Origin of the sequence: Paenibacillus septentrionalis, from assembly GCF_042659865.1 — a bacterium.
In the GTDB taxonomy this organism is placed as follows: domain Bacteria; phylum Bacillota; class Bacilli; order Paenibacillales; family Paenibacillaceae; genus Pristimantibacillus; species Pristimantibacillus septentrionalis.
The window spans coordinates 749,589-773,766 of record NZ_JBHSTE010000001.1 but is presented as its reverse complement, the minus strand read 5'-3'; the positions used below and the strand labels follow the sequence as shown (position 1 = coordinate 773,766).

Annotated in this window: 24 protein-coding genes; 21 read left to right on the top strand and 3 right to left on the bottom strand. The window is 44.2% G+C overall.

Annotated elements, in window-relative coordinates; genetic code table 11:
* Positions 1–12 precede the first annotated feature (12 nt).
* The gene (gene zapA, locus ACFP56_RS03585) at positions 13–2,814 is read left to right on the top strand and encodes a cell division protein ZapA (protein WP_379231192.1); all 2,802 of its coding nucleotides are present in this window, start codon (positions 13–15) and stop codon (positions 2,812–2,814) included.
* Between the two features lie 50 nt (positions 2,815–2,864).
* On the opposite strand, the gene ACFP56_RS03580 is transcribed toward zapA, so the two are convergent.
* Both ACFP56_RS03580 and ACFP56_RS03575 read right to left on the bottom strand, forming a co-directional pair.
* A complete protein-coding gene (locus ACFP56_RS03580) occupies positions 2,865–3,260 on the bottom strand; it encodes a cytochrome C oxidase subunit II (RefSeq protein WP_379231190.1) in 396 nt (131 codons plus the stop codon).
* A 163-nt stretch (positions 3,261–3,423) separates the two neighbouring features.
* Positions 3,424–3,780 (bottom strand): phage holin family protein, encoded by a 357-nt coding sequence (locus ACFP56_RS03575; RefSeq protein ID WP_379231188.1) that lies wholly within the window; start codon positions 3,778–3,780, stop codon positions 3,424–3,426.
* 209 nt (positions 3,781–3,989) lie between these two features.
* On the opposite strand from ACFP56_RS03575, the gene ACFP56_RS03570 reads away from it, so the two are divergent.
* The 19 genes from ACFP56_RS03570 to ACFP56_RS03480 all read left to right on the top strand — a co-directional run bounded on the left by ACFP56_RS03570 (position 3,990) and on the right by ACFP56_RS03480 (position 21,624).
* Positions 3,990–6,350 (top strand): endonuclease MutS2, encoded by a 2,361-nt coding sequence (locus ACFP56_RS03570; RefSeq protein ID WP_379231186.1) that lies wholly within the window; start codon positions 3,990–3,992, stop codon positions 6,348–6,350.
* A 24-nt stretch (positions 6,351–6,374) separates the two neighbouring features.
* Positions 6,375–6,797: a DUF350 domain-containing protein gene (locus ACFP56_RS03565; protein WP_379231184.1), complete on the top strand. Its 423-nt coding sequence runs from the start codon at positions 6,375–6,377 to the stop codon at positions 6,795–6,797.
* A gap of 135 nt (positions 6,798–6,932) precedes the next feature.
* Complete coding sequence (locus ACFP56_RS03560; protein ID WP_379231182.1) at positions 6,933–7,451, top strand: hypothetical protein; 519 nt, start codon at positions 6,933–6,935, stop codon at positions 7,449–7,451.
* Positions 7,452–7,540: 89 nt separating this feature from the next.
* Positions 7,541–8,815: an MFS transporter gene (locus ACFP56_RS03555; protein WP_379231180.1), complete on the top strand. Its 1,275-nt coding sequence runs from the start codon at positions 7,541–7,543 to the stop codon at positions 8,813–8,815.
* Between the two features lie 3 nt (positions 8,816–8,818).
* Positions 8,819–9,736, top strand: coding sequence for a cysteine synthase A (gene cysK, locus ACFP56_RS03550; protein WP_379231177.1), 918 nt, complete (start codon positions 8,819–8,821; stop codon positions 9,734–9,736).
* Between the two features lie 106 nt (positions 9,737–9,842).
* Positions 9,843–10,058, top strand: a complete 216-nt coding sequence (locus ACFP56_RS03545) for a hypothetical protein (RefSeq protein ID WP_379231175.1) — start codon at positions 9,843–9,845, stop codon at positions 10,056–10,058.
* A gap of 24 nt (positions 10,059–10,082) precedes the next feature.
* Entirely contained in the window at positions 10,083–10,442 is a 360-nt protein-coding gene (locus ACFP56_RS03540; protein ID WP_379231173.1) for a spore coat protein, read from the top strand.
* A gap of 146 nt (positions 10,443–10,588) precedes the next feature.
* The gene (locus ACFP56_RS03535) at positions 10,589–11,089 is read left to right on the top strand and encodes an Lrp/AsnC family transcriptional regulator (protein WP_379231171.1); all 501 of its coding nucleotides are present in this window, start codon (positions 10,589–10,591) and stop codon (positions 11,087–11,089) included.
* Between the two features lie 15 nt (positions 11,090–11,104).
* On the top strand, positions 11,105–12,319 hold the full coding sequence (locus ACFP56_RS03530; RefSeq protein WP_379231772.1) for an aminotransferase class I/II-fold pyridoxal phosphate-dependent enzyme: 1,215 nt from the start codon (positions 11,105–11,107) through the stop codon (positions 12,317–12,319).
* Positions 12,320–12,398: 79 nt separating this feature from the next.
* Positions 12,399–12,977 (top strand): cob(I)yrinic acid a,c-diamide adenosyltransferase, encoded by a 579-nt coding sequence (locus tag ACFP56_RS03525; protein ID WP_379231169.1) that lies wholly within the window; start codon positions 12,399–12,401, stop codon positions 12,975–12,977.
* On the top strand, positions 12,970–14,019 hold the full coding sequence (locus tag ACFP56_RS03520; protein WP_379231167.1) for an RluA family pseudouridine synthase: 1,050 nt from the start codon (positions 12,970–12,972) through the stop codon (positions 14,017–14,019). The genes ACFP56_RS03525 and ACFP56_RS03520 overlap by 8 nt, the downstream gene beginning before the upstream one ends.
* Entirely contained in the window at positions 14,016–14,378 is a 363-nt protein-coding gene (locus tag ACFP56_RS03515; protein ID WP_379231165.1) for an arsenate reductase family protein, read from the top strand. Before ACFP56_RS03520 ends, ACFP56_RS03515 begins: the two co-directional genes overlap by 4 nt.
* Position 14,379: 1 nt before the next feature.
* On the top strand, positions 14,380–15,576 hold the full coding sequence (locus ACFP56_RS03510) for an aminotransferase class I/II-fold pyridoxal phosphate-dependent enzyme (RefSeq protein ID WP_379231163.1): 1,197 nt from the start codon (positions 14,380–14,382) through the stop codon (positions 15,574–15,576).
* Between the two features lie 14 nt (positions 15,577–15,590).
* The gene (locus ACFP56_RS03505; RefSeq protein WP_379231161.1) at positions 15,591–16,484 is read left to right on the top strand and encodes a 5'-3' exonuclease; all 894 of its coding nucleotides are present in this window, start codon (positions 15,591–15,593) and stop codon (positions 16,482–16,484) included.
* A 241-nt stretch (positions 16,485–16,725) separates the two neighbouring features.
* Positions 16,726–17,184 (top strand): chemotaxis protein CheX, encoded by a 459-nt coding sequence (locus tag ACFP56_RS03500; RefSeq protein WP_379231159.1) that lies wholly within the window; start codon positions 16,726–16,728, stop codon positions 17,182–17,184.
* Between the two features lie 78 nt (positions 17,185–17,262).
* Positions 17,263–18,048, top strand: coding sequence for an SDR family NAD(P)-dependent oxidoreductase (locus ACFP56_RS03495; RefSeq protein ID WP_379231770.1), 786 nt, complete (start codon positions 17,263–17,265; stop codon positions 18,046–18,048).
* Positions 18,049–18,091: 43 nt separating this feature from the next.
* Positions 18,092–19,510 (top strand): DEAD/DEAH box helicase, encoded by a 1,419-nt coding sequence (locus ACFP56_RS03490; RefSeq protein WP_379231157.1) that lies wholly within the window; start codon positions 18,092–18,094, stop codon positions 19,508–19,510.
* Between the two features lie 114 nt (positions 19,511–19,624).
* Entirely contained in the window at positions 19,625–20,380 is a 756-nt protein-coding gene (locus ACFP56_RS03485) for an ABC transporter ATP-binding protein (RefSeq protein ID WP_379231155.1), read from the top strand.
* Positions 20,380–21,624, top strand: coding sequence for an ABC transporter permease (locus tag ACFP56_RS03480; protein WP_379231153.1), 1,245 nt, complete (start codon positions 20,380–20,382; stop codon positions 21,622–21,624). The genes ACFP56_RS03485 and ACFP56_RS03480 overlap by 1 nt, the downstream gene beginning before the upstream one ends.
* A gap of 130 nt (positions 21,625–21,754) precedes the next feature.
* Here ACFP56_RS03480 and ACFP56_RS03475 read toward each other — a convergent pair whose 3' ends face one another.
* Positions 21,755–23,062 carry an aminotransferase class I/II-fold pyridoxal phosphate-dependent enzyme gene (locus tag ACFP56_RS03475; protein ID WP_379231151.1) on the bottom strand — a complete coding sequence of 436 codons (1,308 nt, stop codon included), beginning with the start codon at positions 23,060–23,062 and terminating at the stop codon, positions 21,755–21,757.
* A gap of 286 nt (positions 23,063–23,348) precedes the next feature.
* Here ACFP56_RS03475 and ACFP56_RS03470 point away from each other — a divergent pair, with 286 nt between their 5' ends.
* The gene (locus ACFP56_RS03470) at positions 23,349–24,134 is read left to right on the top strand and encodes a helix-turn-helix domain-containing protein (RefSeq protein WP_379231149.1); all 786 of its coding nucleotides are present in this window, start codon (positions 23,349–23,351) and stop codon (positions 24,132–24,134) included.
* Positions 24,135–24,178 lie beyond the last annotated feature (44 nt).

Here is a 24,178-nt window from a genome sequence, read left to right as displayed (position 1 = left end):
GGGGGTACAAGCATGGACACAGAACAGATCGTGGTACATGTTGATATATTTGGTAGTCAGTATAAATTAAAAGGACACTCCAGTGTTGAATATATGAAATCAATCGCTACTTCGATTGATGAAATTATGCATAAATTAGCTAAAAATTTTCCCGTTCTGGATACACATAAATTAGCGGTTCTTGCCGCTGTTCAAATAACAGAAGAGGTTTTTCGGCTTAGAAGGGAAAACAGTCGTCTGCAGGCAGAGGAAGCACGACTTCATATAGCTGAGAAGCAGCTGGAGGAAGAAAAGCTGAAATGGCAGCAGCTTCACGAGCAGTATGAGCTTTATATGAAGCAGTCGGCCCAAGAATTGAACCAGCTGAAGGAAATCCACCAGCAGCAGCTGGAGCAGGAAAGGCATTTGCTTGATGCACGATTGGAAGAGGAGCGTAAGCTGTTTGCAACAGAAAAAGACGAACTAACTGCTGAATTTACAACAGAGCGTGCTCAGCTTGAGGCGTCTCATGCAGAGCAGCTGCAAGAAGTTATTGCCAAGTCAGAGCAGCTTCATACTGCGCTGGAGCAAACAATCGCACAGCTGAAGCTAGAGCATGAGGCTTCGCTTGTTGAGCTTCATAAGCAATATGATGAAGAAAAGCGTATCGCGCTTGTCAATCAAAAAAGCAGGTTCGAGGCTGAGCTTGCCAAGCAGAAAACAGATTATGAAACGTTAGCAGCAGAAAAAAATCAGCTGAAGCAACAGCAGGATGAAAAGGTTGCGACATTATCTGAGCAGCTGAAGCAAGCGCAAGAGCAGCTATTAGAAGCACAATTATTGCATGAGCAAAACATAGAGGCATTAAAGCAGGAGCTGCTGGTTAAGGAGCAGGAGCTTGCGCTTGAGAAGGAGCAGCTGCAGCTGCAGACGGAGCAAGTGAAGCGATCGCTGACCGATGAACAACAGCGTTGGCAAACTGAAAAGGAGCAGCTGCAAGCTCTGATCGAAGAGACTAAGCAGCAGCTCCATCAGCAGAAAGACAGCTTTGAACGTCGCCTCGCTCAGGCTGATGAACAAATTTTGGCGGCAATGGAGCAGGAAGAGGCGCTTCGCTCTGATCTGAATGAGGCTTCACGCGCTTACGCGGAGCTGGAAGAGCAGCGAATACAGCTTAATGAGAAGTATGAGCAGGAGCTAGAGCAGCTGAAGCAAATACAGCAAGAAGAAATAGAGCGGCAGAAGCAAGTTTTAGCACAAGAAAAGGAACAGCTGCTCCAGCAAGAAAGAGCAGCACAGGAAGTTGAGCTTGAAGCGCTTCGCAAGCAGCTGGAACAAGCTCATCAGCAGGAGCTGGAGCGACGGAAGCAAGCTTATATGCAGGAAAAGGAACAGTTGCTGCATAAGGAGAAAGACGCTAAGCAGCAAGAGCTCGAAGAGCTGCGTGTGCAGCTTAAGCTATCTCATGAGCAGGGGCTACAGCAGCTAAGCGAGCAGCTCAAGCTGTCGCATGAGCAGGAGCTGCAGCAGCTAAGCGAGCAGCTCAAGCAGAAGCATGCACAGGAGCTGCAGCAGCTAAGTGAGCAGCTTGCGTCTGTCAAGGAATACAATGAGCTGCAAGAACTTGAGCTGCAAGAAGCTCAGCAATCTTTGCAGGCTGTCGAGGCAAAGTGGCAAGCTCAGCTGGCGGACGAGCAGGCGAAGACCGAGCAGCTTATAAACAAGCTGTCTATAGTAGAATCAGCAGAGCGTGAAGCACAACAAACGATAGAAGCATTGAAGCAGCAATTAATAGATGAGGGTTTAAAGCTGCTGGCGATAGAAGAGCAGGAGGAGCTGCTTAGGAAGTCGGAACAGCAGCACAAGCAACAAGTTGATGAACTGCGCGAGCAAGTGAAGATTCTTCAATTCAACATAGCCGAGCAGACTGCAGCATATGAAGCAAGACTTAAAGCAGCCAGCGAAGAGGCAGAGCAGAAGCTCGGAGAACAGCAGCATATGCACCAAAATGAACAGGAGCTGACATTGCTTCTCATTCAAGAGCTGGAAGAAAAAGCAGCACAGCTTGAGGCCAAGCTTCAACAACAAACATTAGAGGCGCGTGAGCGTATCCAGTATAATGAGCAGCTTGCGGAGCAGTTGCAGGAAGAGTTGAATGCTGAACGAGCGAGCGCAAAGCAGCAGCTTGAAGCAATTGAAGCAGCCAAGCAGAAGCTAGTGGAAGAATTGCAAAGGCTGGAGGAAGAATTGGAATTCAGCGCAGCTGTTCAAGCAGATCTTGAGAAGCAGTTAGCTGAGCAGCAGGCGGTCTCGCAGCAGATTGAGCAATATAAGCAAGCGATACAAGAGCAGGAAGTTCGTATTGCAGAGCTTCAGCAAACGCATGAACAGTTGGAGAAAAAGCAACTGCAGGATGCAGCCAAGGCTGAGGAACTGCTGCAGTATTTGGAATTGAATGCTGCGAAGGAACGAATGACCGCAAATCAAGTTGAGATGGCACAAGAGCGCATCCAAGAGCTGGAGGCAAGCTTGAACAGCCATCGACAGCGAGATCAAGAGCTTCAAGAAGAAGTCAAGCAGTTGGAGGCACAGCTGCACCAGCAACAACAACGTGTAAAGCAAGTTGAACAGCAGGCAGCTCTATACGAGGAGCAGTTGGCGTTGCAGGAAGAGGCTGCTGCTGCATTGGCCGAGCAGCAGGCTGCTACAGCAGATACAGATCGATTGAGTCAAGAGCTTAGTGAGCTTAAGAGTCAATATGAGCATCTTCAGCGTGAGTATGCGAAGCTGCAAACAGAGTATAATGAGTGGATTGAGCTGATCGAGCAGGGCTAAGAGAGCGCATAAAATGCTCCTGTCGCAGGACAGGAGCATTTCTTGATTGATTAACCAACTACGACCAGCTTTGTAATCATCGTGCGATGTCCTTGTCCACAAGGGATCGAGCAGCGGATTTCATATGTACCTGGTTCATTTACTGTAATTTCTGTTGGCTTGTTGTTTACAATATTGTTGTATTGGGTATTCAATATTTCGATGCCATGAACGCCCTCAATAGAGTTCACGTTCAATTCGATTGCTTCACCAGCACGAATCGCATAGTATTCCTTATCAAACTCCCAGTTGGAAGCAACAATTTCTAGTGATCCGGTGGCGATTTCTTCTTCTGAAACTTGAATTGGAGCTTCTGGCTGTGATTTGCTTCCACCTGTATCTGAACCGCACGCAATAAGCACGCACATCATAACAGCAGCAAAAACAAGGACTAACCATTTCTTCATACAATATAACCCCTTTGTTTGTATTATCAATTATCATTGTATCTCATTACAGCACTTTATGTAATGATTGCCAGTGAACAGCTATTGACAAAGTGTTGAACTTTTTATAAAGCAAGGTCCTTCAACCGCAATAGGCTGAAGGACCTTGTCATTGTTGAAATGGTTACTTTTTACGATCAGCAGCTTCATAAGGGTTGCCGCTTGGAATAAAGAGATCGATAATCCCGATCACAAGCGCGGCTAAAATCGCGCCCAAAATGGAGACAGAAACGCCGCCAACAATAAATTGTGCAAGCCAGATGACTAAGGCGCTGACGATAAATCCAACGATTCCACGACCAAATGGGGTAACCTTTTTACCGAAGACTCCTTCAATTATCCAGCCAAGTGCAGCAATTACGAGTGCAAGCAGTAGTGCGCTCCAAAATCCACCGACTGTAAATTGAGGAACAATCCAGCCAACTAGCATAAGCACTAAAGCAGAAACTACAAATCGAACGACATGTCCAAGAAAGCTCATTTTAACTACCTCCATGATTTCTTTGTAAACTTCATGTTGTACGAAAAATCTATAATCAGTGTTGCCAAAATACAAAATAATATGTATCGCATAGTACAAGAAATGAAACTTTAAGCTATAATAATAAAGCGTGAGAATGCTTCGATACACTTTTCAATTGGAGAAAAGATGCTTATTGAAGGTTAATGAAACGTTTAAGGAGTGTTATCGTGGATTCTAAAATATTGACAACACTTGAGTATTCCAAAATAATCGATCGGCTTAAGGCGCATGCTGCAACTTCACTGGGCAAAAGCAAAGTTGAGGCGCTTTTCCCTGAAACTGATTTGGAACAAGTGAAGCAATTGCTGCAGCTTACTGATGAAGCTTATGCTGCTGATCGTCTTAAAGGTGCAGCCCCGTTTGGCGGCATTTTCGATTTATCATCTTCACTACATCGTGCACGGATTCACGCAACTTTGAACGCCTCTGAGCTAATGGAGGTAGCTTCTACCTCACGAGGATCGCGTCGCGTGAAACGTTTTATAGAGCAAGTGAATGAGGAACATCCAATTCCTTCTTTATTGACGTATGCTGAGCAAATTAGCGAGCATCGTGAGCTGGAGGAAGAAATTTTAGCCTGCATCGACGAGCAGGGGGAAGTAATGGATTCCGCAAGTAATGAGCTGGCTGCTATTCGAAGAGAACTACGCGGTGGAGAAGCGCGTATAAGAGAAAAGCTCGAGACGATGATTCGATCCTCGTCTGTTCAAAAAATGCTTCAGGAATCGATCATCACGCTTCGTAATGACCGATTTGTTATTCCGGTTAAGGCGGAGTACCGTTCGAGCTTTGGCGGTATTGTTCATGACCAATCAGGCTCAGGAGCAACGCTATTTATTGAACCAGAGGTTATCGTTGCAATGAACAACCGTCTGCGTGAGCTGCGCGTACAGGAGATTCGCGAGATAGAAAAAATACTACAGCGACTGACTGCACTCGTTAGTGATTGTGTAGAAGATTTTTTATATGATCAGGATCTAATCGGTCATATCGATTTCACGTTTGCCAAGGCAAGACTGGCACATGCACAGCGTGCGATTATGCCAAAAATGAATGATCGGGGCTACATGAAGCTTAAACGCGGCCGTCATCCGTTGCTTGATCCGAAAAAGGTTGTACCGCTTGATTTGGAGCTAGGTAATCAATATCATTCCATCATTGTTACCGGTCCTAATACTGGTGGTAAGACCGTTTCCTTAAAAACAGTTGGACTTTTAAGCTTAATGGCGATGTCCGGCTTATTCGTACCAGCCGATGAAGGAAGTCAGCTTTGTGTATTTGATGCGATATTTGCCGATATTGGAGATGAGCAGAGCATTGAGCAAAGCCTAAGTACATTTTCCAGTCATATGACCAATATTATTCGAATTTTGGAACAGATGACCTCTAAAAGTCTCGTATTGCTGGATGAGCTGGGAGCGGGGACAGATCCTTCAGAAGGCTCGGCGCTTGCAATCGCTATTCTTGAGCATATTCACGCGAAAGAATGCAGAGTGATTGCGACGACGCATTACTCTGAGCTTAAGGCATATGCCTTTAATCGCAAGGGCGTCATTAATGCCAGCATGGAGTTTGATATTGCAACCTTAAGTCCTACTTACCGCTTGCTTGTTGGTGTACCTGGACGAAGCAATGCATTCGCTATCGCCGAGCGACTTGGCTTAAGCACAGCTATTATAGAGCGTGCCAAGGGAGAAGTAAGCGAAGAGGATACGAAGGTCGAAAATATGATCGCTTCCCTTGAAGAGCATCGATTATCAGCAGAGTCTGATCGAGAAATAGCCGAAAAGTTGCGACTTCAGATGGAGCAGCAACGTATTAAGCATGAGCAGGAGCTTGCTCGCTTTGCCGAACAAAAGGAAAAACTTCTTGAAAAAGCCCAAGCTGACGCGGATGCTGCCGTTAGCAAAGCTCGCAAGGAAGCCGAGCAAATTATTACTGATTTGCGCAAGCTTGCTATGGACGAAGCCGCTTCTATTAAGGAGCATAAGCTGATTGAGGCGAAGCGTAGATTGGATGAGGCTCGGCCTGAGCTTAAGATGAAGCCAAGACCACCGCGAGACGGGAAAAAACAAAAGCTGTCTGCAGGTGACGAGGTCAAGGTATACAGCCTGAACTCCAAAGGACATATTGTAGAGCTACATGGCGAAGAAGCAACCGTTCAGCTCGGCATTATGAAAATGAAAGTGAAGCTTGACGATCTGGAGCTTCTACAGGCGAAAAGCCAGCAGCCTGTGCAACAGCAGAAGCAAGCTGCAAGCCTGAAGCGGACAAAGGATGATACCGTTCGTATGGAGCTTGATCTGCGCGGTGAATCCTTGGAAGAAGCGATTATCGAGGTCGATCGCTTTCTAGACGAGTCTTATCTGGCAGGGATGGGACAGGTATATATCATTCATGGAAAAGGCACAGGCATATTGCGTGCAGGCATTCAACAATACTTGCAGCGTCATAGCCTAGTCAAGTCTTATCGCACAGGCAATTATGGGGAAGGTGGCAATGGTGTTACCGTTGCTGAGTTAAAATAGTCGAGATGAAGTGAGGGGAGAAACATGGATCCGGAAATCGACTGGTTGTTGGAAAATGAATATTTAACATCCATCGTGTACGTATCGGTTGCAGTATTGTCATTAATTGTGTTTTTATCGATTTTCGAGCTAGTCGCAAGGTATCGCTGCTGGCATGAAATTAAAAATGGCAATTTGGCAGTTGCAATGGCAACAGGCGGGAAAATCTTCGGTATCTGTAATATTTTCAGATTTTCTATTTCGATGAACAGCTCGATCTACGAACAATTGCTTTGGGGCGCATATGGCTTTTTAATTTTAATGATAGCGTACTTTTTGTTTGAGTTTTTGACGCCGATATTTAAGATTGATAAAGAATTGGCTAGTGATAATCGTGCAGTTGGCTTTATTGCCATGGTCATTTCCATTTCGTTATCGTATGTCATCGGTTCGACCATTTTAATTTAATGAAGGCAGGTGTTCATGTGAAGTACTTACCTAAGGTACTAACGATCATATCGATCCTGTTCTTTTTAATAGGAATAATTTATGTATCGAACATGAACTAATCGTGTTTATGTTCCAGAGAGGAAGTAATGAGTAATGGAAACAACAACAATTTGTCCTTGGTGTGAGTCAGATATTGTATGGGACCCGGAGATTGGACCTGAAAAATACTGTCCGCATTGTGATAACGAAATTAGCGGTTATCGCACACTTGAATTTGATGCCGATTTTGACAACGAAAATTCTGAACAAGTCGATCCAATGGACCATGATCTTGAGGACGAAGATAACTGGGATGATGATGATCGGGGCATTTTACGATCCAAGCGCGAAATCGCTGCAAACAGTGCTATTCAGAACTTGCTTAATGAGCAGTACGAGATGCCCGAATGCGTCAACTGTCGTGAATATATGCTTGAAGCAGGGCAGCAAGTGATTGGACAGCAAGGAGAATTTGAAGCAAAGATTGCGCCTGAAACGGAAATGCCGCTCGTCCGTTCTACGATGAAAGTCATATGGTATGTATGTCCTTCCTGTTATCGCACGGACAGCTACTTAAGCTTGGAAGACCGCAAGCAAATGCTAGATGCGTTGTCTCCGGCTGAAGAGCAATAAAATATTGGAAACGATGTGCCAAGGGTATGAGCACTTTCGTTGAGGGGTAACTTATTGTGAGCAATTACAATAAGTGAGGAGCGATAGACATGGCAAAAGTGTTAGATCGACAGGCTCTGCTCTTGCTCGCAATTTATGTATCCTTCGGTTTTGCAAATGCCCTTTCAGGCACCTTTATTCCGGTATACTTATGGAAAGCAAGTGGATCATACTTAACAGTAGCATTATTCGCACTCGCGCAATACAGTATAGGGGGACTGACCTTCTATCTGTGCGGCAAATGGATTAAAGAAGGGAATAAACTTAACTGCCTGCGAGCGGGATGTTTGCTCTCAGGCGTTTTTTATTGCTTAGTATTATGGATGCAAGAATCAGCAAGTCAGCTTCCTTTTATACTTGGAATAATTAGCGGGGCAGGTCTTGGCTGCTACTGGGTAGCTTATAACCTCATTTATTTTGAAATTACAGAGCCAGATACGAGAGATCGCTTCAATGGAACACAAGGGCTGCTAGGAGCGGGCTCAGGTATTATTGCGCCTTGGATGTCAGGCTTGCTTATTAGCTGGCTAGCGGGTCAGAGAGGCTATACGCTTATATTTACCGCTTCTTTACTGATTTTTGCCTGTTGTGGTGCATTAAGCTTTTTCATTAAAAAGCGTCCGCCGCAAGGAACCTATGATTGGCTGTATCCTCTAAAGCGGTGGCGCAACCATACTGAGGAAAACAAGCAATGGCGATATGTATTTGGCGCAGTAACGATGCAGGGCATACGCGAGGGTGTATTTATGTTCCTCATTAATCTGGTCGTATTCGTGGCCACTAGAGACGAGGCCAAAGTTGGTACCTATACACTCGTGGCTTCTCTTACTTCACTTGTAAGCTTTTGGCTTGTAGGTCGATTTATTAAGCCAAGCTTTCGAAAGTACGCTATGCTAATTGGTGTAATTTTTTTAAGTCTTGTCATCATTCCATTTTTTTGGAGAATCGACTACCGCGCATTGATTATGTTTGGTGTAGGGACTTCGTTGTTATATCCGCTCTATATTATTCCAATTACTTCAAAGGTATTTGATATGATTGGTTCAACCAAGGAATCGGTAGCGCATCGCGAAGAGTTGATTATCTTCCGAGAAATTGCCCTTACGTTAGGTCGTGTCGTAGGCCTAATTCCATTTTTTATTTACGTGTTATGGGTTAATACTGAAGTAGGATTGGTATGGGTCTTGCTGTTGGTTGGCTGTGCTCCTATTATTGGCTGGTTTTTTATGCGCCCGTTATTTCATATACAGCACAAACGCTATAGTGGAGATGACGTCGGAAAAACCCAAGCAGTATTAAAGCCAAAACCACAATCGGAGGCTTAATATATGGTAAAAGTAGTAACCAATGTTTTAGAACTTGTCGGCAATACGCCAGGTGTAGTTCTTCAGCGAATTACGCCAGAGAACTGTGCCGAAATTATTGTAAAGCTTGAATATATGAATCCGAGCGGAAGTGTGAAGGATCGTGCTGCTTATAATCTGATTGCAGAAGCAGAAAGACTAGGCATATTGAAGCCTGGTGCTACGATTATCGAGCCTACTAGCGGCAACACGGGGATCGGTCTAGCGATGAATGCTGCCGTCAAAGGGTATCGCATGATTTTAGTTATGCCAGACAATATGACCAAGGAAAGAATTGCCTTGTTGAAAGCTTATGGCGCTGAAGTTGTACTTACGGATGCTTCTAAGCGCATGCCTGGAGCGATAGAGAAGGCGGAGGAGCTGCAAAAACAGATTGAGAACGCATTTATTCCGAATCAATTTCAAAATGAAGCCAATCCAGACATTCACCGTAAAACGACTGCGCTTGAAATTTTAGAGCAATGTGAAGGCCGACTGGATGGCTTTGTTGCTTCTTCCGGTACAGGAGGAACCATAACTGGTACAAGTGAAGTACTTAAGGAGAAGCTCCCAGAGCTGTATGTAGCTGTCGTTGAACCAAAAGGCTCGCCTGTGCTGTCTGGCGGTCAACCAGGACCACATAAGCTTGTAGGCACGAGCCCAGGCTTTATTCCAAAAATACTTAATACAGCTATATATGATGAAATTATACAGGTTGCTGATGAGGACGCGCTCCAAACGATGCGTGCACTGGCTATGAAAGAAGGACTATTGCTAGGCCCTTCCTCAGGAGCTACCGTATGGGCAGCAATAGAGCTAGGCAAGCGACTTGGAAAAGGGAAGCGGGTTTTGTGCGTCGCGCCCGATACGGGAGAGCGGTACTTAAGCATGAATATATTTTAAGTACACTGGCACGAGGTGTGCCGGCCTTCTAACTATTGTCAGCATAGAGATTTGCCTTGGAGCACAAGCTAAAGGAGTAGTATATGCACAATAGTGAGGAGGGCTTATGATGCAGCCAATGACGAATAAAGAGCTTGAGTATGTAATTGACTCCATGTCTAACGAAGACTTATTGATGAAAACTTCTGCAGCTGCTGCAGCAGCATCCACCCATCCGGAAGTGAAGCGCTGCTGTGAGCAAATGACAAAATTGCATCAAACAAATTACAACACACTTATGCAAGCACTGCAGCAGCATCAATCTGTTGCTCCAATGAACTAATTTCAAGATTTGGAGGGTTAAACGATGGCAAATAATCAATTACAGCTAACGGAAGATGATTTGGTTGGAGTAGTATTGTCGGATCTTAAGCGTGTGGTGCGCGAATATGCTACCGCTGCTACAGAATCGTCGTGTCCAGAAACACGTCAAATGTTTACGAATCTGCTTAACAGCACGCTAATGATGCAAGGTCAGCTTTTTACAGCAATGTCGCAAGCAAACATGTATGAAGCGCCAAGCACAGCACCTAAAAAAGAATTAGACAAGCAAATTCAATCCTATACACAAATGGCTCAACAAACACAATCGTGGCTTCAGCAAGGCATGCAGGCTGGTGCGTTTAGCATGCAGGAAGGCAACCAAATGCAGTCTACAACGCATTAATGTGTCATTCTCAGTTAAAATGAAGCTCATGCAGCATAAAAAAGACCCATTAGGGTCTTTTTTATCTTTGCAGGATTAACCTATTCGGTGTAAAATAACGTACATAGCGTTTTGCTATACCACAAAACGTGGGAAGGGGTAATTTCATGACAGGTATTTCAGATTTTCAATTAAAAGTGCTAGCGCTTCTTCAAGAAGACGCCAGAATCAAGCCAGAATTAATGGCCACAATGCTAGATGCATCAGTTGATGAGGTCAAGGATGCGATTGCCGCCTTGGAGCAAAACCATGTGATCGTGAAGTACGCTACAATCGTAAACTGGAGTAAAATGCATGATGAAAAGGTTACGGCCTTAATCGAGGTACAAATCACACCTGAACGCGGTCGCGGCTTTGACAGAATTGCTGAATCGATATATTTATATCCTGAAGTAAAATCGTTATATCTAATGTCGGGTGCTTACGATCTTCAGGTCGAAATTGAAGGAGATAGCCTGAAGGAAGTTGCCTCATTTGTATCGAATAAGCTGTCAACAATTGAAGCAGTTCTTTCGACTAAAACTTATTTTATTCTAAAAAAATACAAACAGGATGGCATTATCTTCGAAGAGCATGAAAGTGATCATCGGATGATGGTGTCCCCTTAAGAAGGGTGAAACGTGATGACAAAGGAAGCATCGCAACGATCATCCGTACCTGTGCAAACACGGCAAATGTCTGATTATCTTAATCCAGCAGTTCGCAATATTAAACCATCAGGGATTCGTCGTTTTTTTGATCTTGTTAGCACACGCAAGGATGTCATAACACTTGGTGTAGGAGAGCCAGATTTTGTTACACCTTGGCATGTACGCGAAGCGGCAGTCATGTCTTTGGAACGAGGAAAAACACAATATACCTCTAATGCAGGTATGCCAGAGCTTAGAGAAGCGATTTGCAATTATTTAGATTCTAGCTTTCATGTGCAATACGAGCCAAGCAATGAGGTAATTGTCACCATTGGTGGCAGTGAAGCGATTGATCTTGCGCTGCGCGCATTAATCACACCAGGCGATGAAATTTTGATTCCAGAGCCTTGTTATATTTCTTATTCGCCAATTACAACGCTAAGTGGCGGCGTGTCTGTAGGAATTGAAACGTATGCCAAGGATCAGTTCAAGCTGACGGCTGAAGCATTGGAAAAGACGATTACACCGCGATCTAAAGTCCTAATTTTATGCTATCCAAGCAATCCTACTGGTGGAATCATGACCTATGAGGATTGGCTGCCAATTGCTAAAGTTGTAGAAGAACATGATTTGATTGTTATTAGTGACGAAATTTATGCAGAGTTGACCTATGGCAGCAAGCATGTTAGCTTCGCTGCAATGCCTGGCATGAAGGATCGCACCATTCTGGTAAGCGGCTTTGCCAAAGCCTTTGCCATGACAGGCTGGCGCTTGGGCTATGCATGCGGACATCCAGATCTTATAGCTGCCATGCTGAAAATTCACCAATACACGGTAATGTGCGCACCAGTAATGGCTCAATATGCTGCAATCGAGGCTTTAACGAACGGACTTGAGGAAAAGGACCGCATGGTTGAATCGTACAATCAGCGTCGTCGCCTTGTCGTTCAGGGCTTCAGAGATATTGGACTTGAGTGCCATGAGCCGCAAGGAGCATTTTATGCCTTCCCTTCTGTTAAGTCGTTAGGTTTGACGAGTGAGGAGTTTGCACAGCGTTTGCTGGAGGAAGCAAATGTTGCTGCAGTTCCAGGTGATGTGTTTGGTCTCGGAGGAGAAGGACATCTGCGATGCTCTTATGCAACGAGTGTCGCTAACCTTACAGAGGCGATTGATCGAATTGGACAATTCGTATATAAGCTGAAGCAATAGTTTCAGCATCAAGCTGCAATAGGCTCGACATCATTGTCGAGCCTATTGCCTATCATAAAGATAATAAGGAGGCACTAGAATGAAGCTGTATACGCGTGGTGGGGATAAAGGAATGACAAGCTTGATTGGCGGACGAGTATTGAAAACGGATCCGAAAATTGAAGCATATGGCACGATAGATGAGCTCAACAGCTTTGTTGGGCTAGCAGCAGCTAAGGCAGGAGCCAATGAACAGACAGCCTTCATTGCAGAGCAGCTTGAAGACGTTATGCATGAGCTATTCGATTCAGGCTCTGATTTGGCCTACGCCGTTCAGAGTCATCCATACAAGGTGGGTGAGGAGCCAATCACTCGCCTGGAGGCATGGATTGATGAGCATACGGCTGCAAGCCCCGAGTTAACGAAGTTTATCCTGCCTGGTGGCTCTGAATTATCGGCAGCCCTTCATGTATGTCGAACGGTATGCCGCAGAGCAGAACGACAGACGGTAGCGCTGGCTCAGCAAGAACCAATCAATGAGGCTGTTCTGGCCTACTTAAACCGCTTGTCTGACTATTTTTTTGCTGCGGCAAGACGTGCGAATGCTTTACTGCATGTTGGGGATACACAATATATTAGAAGTGCGGACGTATTTAAAGGGAAGAAAAAGAATGAGTAAATGGACAGGGCGAGTAATCAAGCATTTATCAGATGATGACAAGCCCGCGCGTCAATGGGGAACAGCAGAAAATAGAGAATTATTGAAGGATTATTATCCACCGCTAACGGTAATTGCCACTCCTGAAGATGAGGGAAAGACAATCCGCGACGTCCTTGAGCGAGCATTTGGCGTTTCAAGCAAGCTACTTGCAGCTGTGCGCATGACGGACTATGGTTTGACAATCAATGAGGAACGTGTATATATTTCTGCCCCCGTTCAAGCAGGAGAGGTAATAAGGCTTCGTATGCTAAAAGAATACTCAGAGGATATTATGCCGCAGCCTATGCTACTTTCCATTGTATACGAGGATGATTTTTTGTTGATTGTGAATAAGCCCGCAGGAATCGTTGTACATCCAACTCATGGACATTATACGAATACACTTGCTAACGGCGTGACTGCCTATTGGCAGCAGCAAGGCAAGCAATACCGATTTCGTCCAATTCATCGTCTGGATGAAGAAACATCAGGGCTTGTAGCGATAGCTAAAAACCCGTATATCCATCAGCAGCTATCAGAGCAGCTACAGCAGGGCAAGGTGGACAAGCGTTATGCTGCAATCGTATACGGCGCCCCGATTCCTTCAGAAGGCTGTATTGAGGGCCCTATCGCGCGTGACCCTAACAAACCCCATTTGCGTATTGTGACGAGTAACGGAGCTCCATCCAAGACGATCTACGAACTAAAGGAGTCTTATTGTGGGGGGAATGCCGATTCTAATGTAGCAAGTCTCATCTCTCTTAAATTGCTGACAGGGCGAACACATCAAATTCGAGTACATATGCGAAGCATCGGACACCCTTTAATAGGCGATAAATTATATGGAATCGAGAGTGTGAAAAAGGAGCAGCTAGAGCACCTGATGACCAGGCATGCGCTTCATGCTGAGCAGCTTGGATTCTACCATCCGATGACAAAGCACTATATGAGCTGGCAGGCTCCAATGCCAGAAGATATGGAACAGCTTATACGATATATGAAGAAAGGAATAGAGCAATGAAAAAACTGACGATCTATGAATATCCGAAATGCGGAACCTGCCGCAATGCCGTTAAAACTTTAAAAGCGCTAGGCCGTGAGCTAGACCAGCGGCATATTGTTGAGAATCCGCCCACAGTGGAAGAGCTGAAAAACCTGCTCGCGATCAGCGGAGTTGAATTAAAAAAGTTTTTTAATACATCAGGTGATGTATATCGTTCTATGGGGTTAAAGGACAAGCTGGCATCATTATCCGAACAGGAACAGCTTGAACTGCTGTCTTCCAATGGCATGCTTATTAAACGTCCTATTGTAACCGACGGTGTGAAGGTAACGATAGGGTACAAGGAAGAGCTTTATAAGGAAGCTTGGGGGGAATAGTATGGTCCAATTGTTATCGCAGCTCGGCTCTTCGATTTTTTCTGAGGTAGCAGCGTGGAAACGTCAGGCGATTGCCAACGGAATGGATGTTATTGATCTGGGAATCGGCAGCCCGGATCAAGCCCCTTCACTCAAGGTCAGAGAGGCACTGTCGCAATATGTGCTGAAGGAAGACATGTACGCCTATCCTGCGCTGAAAAGCGGACTCCCGTTCCGCAGCAAGGCCGCTGAATGGATGGAGCATCGTTTTCAGGTGAAATTGGATGCTGCTACTGAAATATGCACGCTGGCAGGCTCGCAGGACGGTCTGGCTCATTTGGCAATGGCGATAGCGGAACGAGGCAGTCTTGCCATCGTTCCAGATCCAGGCTATCCGATCTATACGGCTGCTTTAGCATTAGCAGGCGTTGAGCCATATTTTATGCCATTAGTAGAGGAGCACCAATATTTGCCGCAATTGGAGTGTATCCCAGAAGAAGTATGGGAGCGAGCATCCTTTATATTGCTGAATTACCCAAATAATCCGATAACGGCAGTTGCTGATCTTGCTTTCTTCGAGAAGCTTGTCGCATTTGCCAAGCAAAAAAAGATATTGATCGTACATGATCTAGCTTATTCTGAAATGGGATATGACGGATTTCTTCCCCCAAGCATTATGCAGATTGATGGAGCAAAAGAAATCGCGGTTGAATTTCACTCCTTATCCAAGAGCTTTAATATGGCAGGCTGCAGAATTGGATTTATGGTCGGACAAAAGCAGGCGGTTGCGGCTTTAAGTGAATTGAAGGCCAATATTGATTACGGGGTTTTTGATCCAATACAGGATGCAGGCATCGTTGCCTTGGATGAAGCGATGTACGATACTCAATTTGTACGAGCAGGTGAAATCTATCAACGAAGAAGAGATGCATTTATTGCTAGATTGCATCAGGCTGGCTGGAACGTAGCTCCGCCATCGGCCACGATGTTTGTATGGGCAAAGCTGCCTAGCTTGCAGAATGGCGACCGTCCGGATGGAAGCTGGAGCGCACGCGTATTTGCCAAGCGCTGTCTGGATGAAACGGGAGTTGTTGTAATTCCAGGAGATGCCTTTGGCAGTCAAGGGGATGGATATGTTAGAATTGCTTTAGTAGAAAGCGAGCAGCGCTTAATAGAAGCCGCGGAGCGTTTGGCGGCATTTGTTTCAGTGCACGCTTGAAGGGGAGATGAACAATGACCGGAAAACGTCGTTATTTATTGGTAGACGGTATGGCTATTTTATTTAGAGCTTATTTTGCTACATCATTCACCGGGAAGATTAGAAGGACAAGCAGTGGCATACCTGTTAATGGTGTACATGGCTTTGTTCGTTATTTCGTAGATGCGATTCAAACCTATCAGCCAACTCATGTTATATGCTGCTGGGATATGGGGTCTACGACGTTTCGTACGGAGCAATTCGGTGATTACAAGGGAAATCGCCCACAGGCTCCTGAGGATTTGATTCCTCAATTTGATCTGGTTAAGGAAGTCGTTGAGAGCTTCGATGTTCCGAATATTGGATTAGAGGGCTATGAAGCAGACGATTGCATGGGCACACTTGCTGTTAAGCTAGGTCAGGAGCATGAGGTCGTTATTGTGACGGGAGATCACGACATGCTTCAGCTTGTAGCAGATAAAGTACATGTAGCGATTATGAAAAAGGGGATCGGCAACTACCAGCTATATACACCTCAGTTTTTACTAGATGAGAGAGGACTTACACCTGCTCAGGTTATTGATGTTAAGGGGTTGATGGGGGATTCAGCCGATAACTATCCGGGGGTAAAAGGAATTGGCGAGAAAACAGCTTACAAGCTTATTCAGCAATTCACCTCGATTGAAGGCTTGTTGGGTAATTTGGATCAGGTATCTCCTACTATTCGCAAAAAAATAGAAAGTGATCTGGATATGCTTCACTTGTCTCGAAAATTGGCGACCATTCATTGCGAAGCACCGCTTGATGAGCTTGATGATGCGCATTGTGCATGGTGTATCAATAGGGATAAAATTAATCAAAAGTTTACAGAGCTGGAGTTTGGCAGCTTAGTGAAGCTAGTTGATCAACTAGAACCAATCGAAGTATAACGAATATATTAATATGGATTTTACGCAAACAGCTAATTCTTATGTCATGGCTATATTGACAGAATTAGCTGTTTTTATTGGTTTTTCATGAGACAAGCATAGGTATTTAGTGCGTAATCTTGCGCTTTTCTTCGAGGGTCAAGCCCTAATGTTCGGAAAAATTAGTATACTTGACCTAAATGATAGAGTATAATACAGGTATTAGGCTTGATCGCAGATTTGATAGAGGGGAGTAACTAAGGTGAAGGCAGAGTATATTAACCCGTTTTTGGAATCCGCTCAGTCGGTTATTGAGCAAGTCGTTCAAGTGCGTCCCTCAACTGGCGCAGTCTCAGTTAAGGACATCAAGTTTGTTGAGCAATACATTTGGATTCATATTGGTGTGAACGGTCATATGAATGGAGATATTATTTTTGGATTAAAAGAAGATGTTGCCCTGAAGATGATATCAGCAATGATGGGTGGATATGCGATTTCGGAGCTTGATGAAATGGGTAGAAGTGCAATTTCAGAGCTTAGCAATATGATTAGTGGCAATGCAAGTACTATTCTGTATAATCAGGGCTTAGCGGTTGATATTACGCCTCCGCGGATTGTAGAGATGGCGCAAGCTGCTGGCTTTGAATCATCGAAAGCACTGGCTGTTCCATTAATTATTGATGGGATTGGCGAACTGGATATTCAAGTGCTCGTTTCATAGTGAAAAGCTCCCCAGAGGAGCTTTTTTTATTGGATATTTTGCTTAATAGATTGGAATGAAGTACACTGTTGAAGGGTGATGCTATTGTTGGACCATAAAGTAATCGTCATTACAGGAGCCTCAAGCGGAATTGGCGCATTATTGGCTAAAGAAACAGTCAAGCAAGGCGCAACAACGATTATTACAGGCAGAAATGAAGAGCGTCTACAGAAAATTGCTTCGCAGCTTGGTGAAAAAGGTCGATATTATGTTATGGATGTAAATCATGCTGCGCGTATTCAGGAGGTTTTCGAACAGATTTTACATAAATATGGTCGCATTGATATTGTTGTAAACAATGCGGGCTATGGACAGTTTGCCAATATTGAAGAGCTTAGCCTTGAGCAATATGAACATATGATGGACACGAACTATATGGGCGTTGTTCGCTGCACGAAGGCTGTGTTGCCGCTGATGGAAGCAGCTGGTTCAGGACATATTATTAATATAGCATCTCTTGCGGGTATGATTGGATCTGCCAAATCAACCTCATATTCTGCAACCAAGCATGCCGTTCTCGGATTTACTAATTCCTTACGAATGGAGCTTCGTGGTCGGAACATTCCAGTTGCAGTTTCTGCGGTTAATCCAGGTCCAATTCGTACGCCATTTTTTCAAATCGCGGATCCAGGCGGAACGTATGTCAACAATATTGATTGGCTGATGATGGAGCCGGAATACGTTGTGAAAAAGATTATAAAACTAATGCATACCAGAAAAGCAGAGCTTAATTTGCCTCATCTTGCAGGGATCGGATTAAAGCTGTATGGGTTGTGTCCTCGCTGGATTGATAGCTTTGCCGGGAAATGGATGAACAAAAAATAGTGAGTCGCTCAATATGGATCGAGCAAAAAGGAAGGAAGTTATGATGTCTAGTCGTACGTGGTCGGAACTTGGTATTAATGAACCATTAGTAAGGTTGCTTGAGGAGCAACAAATTATAGAGCCAACTCAGGTGCAGCAGGAAGCGATTCAGGCGCTGCTTGCTGGCAAGGATATAGGCGTCAAGTCACAAACGGGAAGTGGAAAAACACTTGCGTTTTTATTGCCGATGCTCCAGAAAATCGATATCTCTTCGAAGGCGATTCAGGCGGTTGTACTGGCACCCACACAAGAATTAGCCATGCAAATTGTAAGAGTTGCAGATACGTATGCTGATGCTCTAGGTGTCAAAGTACAACAGCTGATCGGGGGTGCAGCGGTAAAGCGTCAAATTGAGAAGCTTAAGCTCAATCCGCATTTAGTCGTTGGGACACCAGGTAGAATGAATGAGCTCGTTAAAAGCAAGAAGCTTAAGCTGCATGCCGTCAAATTTCTAGTTATTGATGAAGCTGATCAAACCTTCGAGCTTGGTTCGCCTGCAGATATCGAGAATTTGCTGTTCAGTATTAACAAGCAGCGTCAGACTGCATTTTTCTCAGCAACGTATCCAGATCTTATGGAGCGATATGAACGAAGATGGATGAGTGAGCCTGAACGAATTGTTATTTCCCCTGCGGAAAAAGTGGCATCGACAATTGAACATTATTATGTTGTATGTGATCAACGCTCAAAGCTTGATTACACTCGGCGTTTGCTGCGTACGGTAGATGCTAGACCAGCATTGTTGTTTGTCAATGATACGAACCAAATTTCAAACTGGGAAGCAAAGCTGAAGTTTGAAGGATTTAAAGTTGAGGCGTTGTATGGAGAAGCAGACAAGCAGCGTCGTGCTTCAACCTTAACGGCTTTTCGTGAAGGAAAGCTGGATGCTATTCTTTCCACGGATGTAACAGCTAGAGGGATTGATATTGCTGATTTGCCGCTAGTTATTCAGATCGAGCCGGCGATTGACGCTGATCATTATGTGCATCGTGCTGGGCGCACGGGAAGAATGGGGAAACAGGGACTAATGATCTCTATTGTGACTTCGAAGGAGAAGTTCATAATGGACAAATTTATGAAGCAGCTCGATATTACGATAGAAGAGCGCATGCTGTTTAGAGGCAAATTACTAAATGAATCGCAAGTATCAGAAGCTACACGTTATGTGCCGAATAAATCAGGTAACGCGAAGCGGCCAGCTGCAACGACGCCTTCTGTCTCAGCCAAAGCAGTTGAGGGTGCTTCTATGCAACAAAAGGCGGAGATTAAAGGGCAGACAGAACAGAAAAATCGTGTGAAAATCGACAAAAAATCCCCAAAAGCTCCAACAAAAGCTCCAACAAAAGCAAAGAAGAAGAACGAAGGTAAAAACAAAGGTGCGCCTAAATGGCTAAAGGAAAAAAGAGAGAATAACGGACAATAAGATGAGCTACATCAAAAAGAGACTCGTCCAAGGCGCGTATATGTTTGCGTTTGGACAAGTCTCTTTTTGATATTGTTCAAAAAATTCGTTAAACTTAACATTAGAGGTGAGCATATGAGTGCAGTTTTGCGTGTTGAACAATTAAGTGGAGGCTATAGCCCCAAGCGTTCAATTATTCATGATCTTGATATCGAGATCAATGAAGGAGAAATGGTAGGACTGATCGGTGTTAATGGGGCAGGTAAAAGTACGACAATCAAGCATATATTAGGATTAATGACGCCACATCAAGGCAGAATTACGATTAATGGTACAACTTTGGACGAGCATGTAGAGGATTATCGGAGCAGCTATACCTATGTGCCGGAAACACCTATATTGTTTGATGAATTAACCGTAGAAGAGCATCTAAGATTAACCGCGATGGCTTATGGAGTTCCTGAGCAGCAATATGTGGAGTTGACTGAAAAACTGCTAGAACGCTTTCATATGGTAAAAAAGCGCAAGGCTCTTTCAGCGCATTTATCAAAAGGAATGAAGCAGAAGGTAATGATTATGAGTGCACTGCTTGCAAAGCCATCGTTGTTCATTATTGACGAGCCTTTTTTGGGCCTTGATCCATTAGGGATTCGCTCATTGCTAGAGGATCTTGTTGAAGTGAAAAGGAATGGTTCAGCGATATTAATGAGCTCTCATATTTTATCTACTGTGGAGCATTATTGTGACCGTTTTATTATGCTGGATCAAGGCAGAATCATCGCACATGGTACACTAGACAATATGCTCCAGCAGGCTTCTGAACATTCCAAGCGTGCCGTTTCAACATTAGAGGAGGCCTTCTATGCAATGCTAAACGGAGGCGAGGCCTAATGACGGACCAATCAATTTCTATAGAGTTGTGGCGTAAGCGAAAGCATGAGTTTGCCAAAGTGATCGTGCCTTATCTCATGTACATGGCACGAAGCGGCTTCCCAGCCGTTTTGGCGCTTGTTGGAATACTTGCCGCTCTGCAATATGTGGATTTGATTCAAAATGTCCCGCCTGATTTGCCTATTGCATGGATTGGGGCAATTATTTTAACACCACTTGTTTGTTATAGCCCGTTTCGCAGTTATTTGAAGGAAGCGGATGTTATCTTTTTGATGCCTATGGAGCATAAGCTGAAGTCCTATCTGAAAATGGCTCACATTCGCTCATTTCGAAACAGCAGTGGACTGCTTCTTTCCGTCTTGTTAATTTTTTGGCCATTATATCGCCAGAGCGATGGATATATCGGAATATGGATTGCAGTTATTCTGGTGCTGGTCAAGCTCATCAATGCGAATTTTGCTTGGCAGGAAAGACGAATGGCATGGGACCAGCACCGGACAATCATTCGTTTGCTGCGCTGGCTGCTGATGTTTGTTGTCGTTCTAGGATGGCTCATGCGTGTATCTATTTTAACGACTGCTATCGTAACGATCAGTGTTGTTGCGCTCCTTTTTACGCTTTACAGAAGCTTTAAGAAGCAAGGATTTCCATGGAGAAGGCTAATTGAAGAAGAGAAGCTGTCGCTGCGCCGCATCTATTCTTTTTTTAGCTGGTTTATTGATATTCAGGGAGAAGCGCCAAATGTGAAGCAGCGCCGATATTTGGGGTGGCTGATTCGGTTGGTGCCATATCGTAAGTCTTCAACATTCATCTATCTGCATGTCATTACATTTGTCCGTACGGAGATAGGCGGAATTTGCATTCGTTTAGTGCTTCTAGGCGCACTGGTTAATTATATGATTGCCGATAATGATGGCATGATGGGCTGGGGAGCAGTAATCAGCTTTGTGCTTTTTGGGCTAATCGTATCGCTGCAGCTAAGTACGCTAAGAAAGGCGCATCGTCATGCGATATGGAAAGATATTTTTCCGCTTTCCGTTCATTTGCAACAGCGACAGTTAATCGCGGTTGACCAAATACTATTGTATATTATGCTCGCTATCCTGCTAGTTGGTACGTTCCCGATGTGGAATATCGGCTATGCAACACAACTTATATTAATGCTCATATTTTTGCTTGCATACCCAATGCTTCGTGCAAAGCGATTGCAAACCGTACTTCGCAAGGAAGAAGAGCTTGATTAATTAAAAAAATAGTTGAGACATTGAGTAAACAAAAAACCGAACTATCATACGAAATGGCTAGTACAGCATTTCGTTATAGTTCGGTTTTCATTATGACCTAATCAGAAGTCGCAGCTTAATGCTCGGCTTACTACGCTTTAGCTGAAACCTCTTGCACCGCTTTATAGATACTATCATACAACTCTTCCAGTTGTTCAGCTTCAATACATGAAAAGGCAACACGCAAATCCGTTTCGCCTAAAGCGATTGTTCCGATTCCATAATGATCCAGCAAATGCTTGCGTACAGCATCAGCTGAAACTTCTGTAAGCTTTAAGCACATAAAGTAACCAGAGTTAAATGGATAGTATTGCAAGGTATCGCCATAGCGACCGCTATCAAGCAAGTCCTTTACAATATTAGCCCGTTTTTTCATAATTTCAAATTTCTCAGCCTTTTGCTGCTCAAATTCAGGCGATTTCAAAGCATGCAGGACAAAAGTTTGCGATGGGTGCGGACCACTAGAAATGGTTGCGCGAATAACGCCCAGCGTTTTTTGCTCTAGAGCAGCAAGAGCTGCATTGGAGGAAGAGGCGTACGTAATAAAGCCAACACGGAAGCCCCATACATATTCTTCTTTCGTTGCACCGTCAACTTTAACAGCGAGCACATTGCTGTGCAGGTCTGCCAGCTTGCTGAACAATGACTCTTGCAAGGAGTTTTCAAAAAACAGACCAAAGTAAGCGTCATCTGTTACAGCGATTACTTTAATGCCTTCTTCGGCTGCGGCCTTAATTGCAGCAACGATCGCATCGCCATCCTCTAAATCAGGCGTATAGCCTGTAGGGTTGTTAGGGAAGTTCAAGATTACAATCGCTTTTCCCTTGTTTTTTTGAGCAAGCAATGCCTGCTTCAAGCCTTCACTGTTGAAGCGTTGAGCTTCATTATATAGAGGATATTCCACGATTTCAGCATTTCGACGAATGCTGAAAGTCAATTCGTAGTTCTCCCAGTTTTTATCAGGAATAATAACGGCATCGCCTGCATCAGCAAACAGATCCGCTACTATGCTTAATCCATGTGTTAATGCGTTCGTTACAATTGGATTGCTAAACTCCGCTTTGATCGATGCCAGGGAAGGATTATCCTTCAACATTTTTTCACGCCATGCGCTGCGAAGCTCTGGCTTGCCTGCAGGTGGAGCATATTCGTAAATATCTTTTGGATTGTATGCGCTCAATGTATCCTGAATTACCTTAAGATGCATAGGCATGCCGTTTTCAGTAGCAATACCGATAGTAGCATTGTACTTGTTTGCTTTCGCCTTTGCTTCTGCTGATTGGCTAAGAATACCTTCTTTTGGGAAATAGATCGCCTTCCCAAGACTGGACAACATGTCATAGACAGCAGGAGTTTCTTGCTGCAAAGTCTCATTAAGTTGTTGAGCTAATGGGTTCATGGATTTCATTCCATCCTTCCGAAATCAATCATAATTATAGGTTAGTGCAGTCGCCCATAATTATACCATTAAACAAGCACCCAGACCATTGAAACACAAAATTTATTTTGGAATCGTAAATTTGCAGTATTTATCTATTGGTAGATAAAACTGATTCATAATGATGAACTAGTTATGGATTTTTTTTTGCACAATTTGTATACTAAAAGTAGTTGAATTCATCTGTGTCAGTATTCACAACATCATAAGGCAAATTATTTACTAATACCAATAGGAGGGTTCAGCAATGCTTGATATATCGCCGGAGAAGCTTATTCTAAAGCCTGCATTTGCAAAGATAGTTTGTGAGCCGGGCTGGAGATGGGCAAGACGTGAAAAGCCGATGCCAAACTTTGATTTATTTTATGTATGGAGCGGGGAAGGCGATGTCGAGGTTAATGGCGTACATCATGAGGTAGGTCCGGGAAGCTGCTTCCTTTTCCGTCCTGGTGATTACACAAGTGCGACACATAATCCGCAAAAGCCATTAGTGTTAACGTATATACACTTTGCAACGGAGGACCCTGTAGAGGTCATTCCAAAGCGTTACCGCGTGTTAAAGGATACGATAGATTTTGAGTTTTTATTGTCTCGCTACGTACGGTTGTTTTTAATTCAAACCTTTGCAGCTGAGGAAGAGGCTAAGCTCGTACTCAAGCAAATTATGATTCATTTGTTGCGTGCAGATTTTCAAACACCTGTTGAGAAAAAAGCAAGCAATCAATTGACAGAGTCAATTCATGAGGTTGCAAACTTTATTCGCCAAAATCCAAGCGTCGCCCATCGGGTAGAGGACCTTGCCATGCGAGCACAGCTATCGCCGCGTTACTTCTCAATGAAGTTTCGAGAGGTACTGGGTATGTCGGTGCAAACCTATATGATCCGAACAAGAATTGATCGCGCGCAATACTTGCTAACACATGCGGGGATGAATGTAACTGAAGTGGCTGATGCGCTCGGTTATCGCGACATCTTTTTCTTTAGCAGACAGTTTAAGCAATACACAGGGAAAAATCCTTCGGAAATTAGATAGAAAAAGCTGCTTGCTTGTTAAGCTGTTGATTAACAGTTAGGCGT

Coding starts and splice junctions, on each gene's coding strand:
- ACFP56_RS03580 (WP_379231190.1), bottom strand. CDS start 3,260: ATGAAGAAATGGTTAGTCCTTGTTTTTGCTGCTGTTATGATGTGCGTG.
- ACFP56_RS03470 (WP_379231149.1), top strand. CDS start 23,349: ATGCTTGATATATCGCCGGAGAAGCTTATTCTAAAGCCTGCATTTGCA.
- ACFP56_RS03565 (WP_379231184.1), top strand. CDS start 6,375: ATGGATCCGGAAATCGACTGGTTGTTGGAAAATGAATATTTAACATCC.
- cysK (WP_379231177.1), top strand. CDS start 8,819: ATGGTAAAAGTAGTAACCAATGTTTTAGAACTTGTCGGCAATACGCCA.
- ACFP56_RS03510 (WP_379231163.1), top strand. CDS start 14,380: ATGGTCCAATTGTTATCGCAGCTCGGCTCTTCGATTTTTTCTGAGGTA.
- ACFP56_RS03495 (WP_379231770.1), top strand. CDS start 17,263: ATGCTATTGTTGGACCATAAAGTAATCGTCATTACAGGAGCCTCAAGC.
- ACFP56_RS03485 (WP_379231155.1), top strand. CDS start 19,625: ATGAGTGCAGTTTTGCGTGTTGAACAATTAAGTGGAGGCTATAGCCCC.
- ACFP56_RS03490 (WP_379231157.1), top strand. CDS start 18,092: ATGTCTAGTCGTACGTGGTCGGAACTTGGTATTAATGAACCATTAGTA.
- ACFP56_RS03505 (WP_379231161.1), top strand. CDS start 15,591: ATGACCGGAAAACGTCGTTATTTATTGGTAGACGGTATGGCTATTTTA.
- ACFP56_RS03575 (WP_379231188.1), bottom strand. CDS start 3,780: ATGAGCTTTCTTGGACATGTCGTTCGATTTGTAGTTTCTGCTTTAGTG.
- ACFP56_RS03535 (WP_379231171.1), top strand. CDS start 10,589: ATGACAGGTATTTCAGATTTTCAATTAAAAGTGCTAGCGCTTCTTCAA.
- ACFP56_RS03560 (WP_379231182.1), top strand. CDS start 6,933: ATGGAAACAACAACAATTTGTCCTTGGTGTGAGTCAGATATTGTATGG.
- ACFP56_RS03520 (WP_379231167.1), top strand. CDS start 12,970: ATGAGTAAATGGACAGGGCGAGTAATCAAGCATTTATCAGATGATGAC.
- ACFP56_RS03525 (WP_379231169.1), top strand. CDS start 12,399: ATGAAGCTGTATACGCGTGGTGGGGATAAAGGAATGACAAGCTTGATT.
- zapA (WP_379231192.1), top strand. CDS start 13: ATGGACACAGAACAGATCGTGGTACATGTTGATATATTTGGTAGTCAG.
- ACFP56_RS03540 (WP_379231173.1), top strand. CDS start 10,083: ATGGCAAATAATCAATTACAGCTAACGGAAGATGATTTGGTTGGAGTA.
- ACFP56_RS03475 (WP_379231151.1), bottom strand. CDS start 23,062: ATGAACCCATTAGCTCAACAACTTAATGAGACTTTGCAGCAAGAAACT.
- ACFP56_RS03480 (WP_379231153.1), top strand. CDS start 20,380: ATGACGGACCAATCAATTTCTATAGAGTTGTGGCGTAAGCGAAAGCAT.
- ACFP56_RS03555 (WP_379231180.1), top strand. CDS start 7,541: ATGGCAAAAGTGTTAGATCGACAGGCTCTGCTCTTGCTCGCAATTTAT.
- ACFP56_RS03530 (WP_379231772.1), top strand. CDS start 11,105: ATGACAAAGGAAGCATCGCAACGATCATCCGTACCTGTGCAAACACGG.
- ACFP56_RS03545 (WP_379231175.1), top strand. CDS start 9,843: ATGATGCAGCCAATGACGAATAAAGAGCTTGAGTATGTAATTGACTCC.
- ACFP56_RS03515 (WP_379231165.1), top strand. CDS start 14,016: ATGAAAAAACTGACGATCTATGAATATCCGAAATGCGGAACCTGCCGC.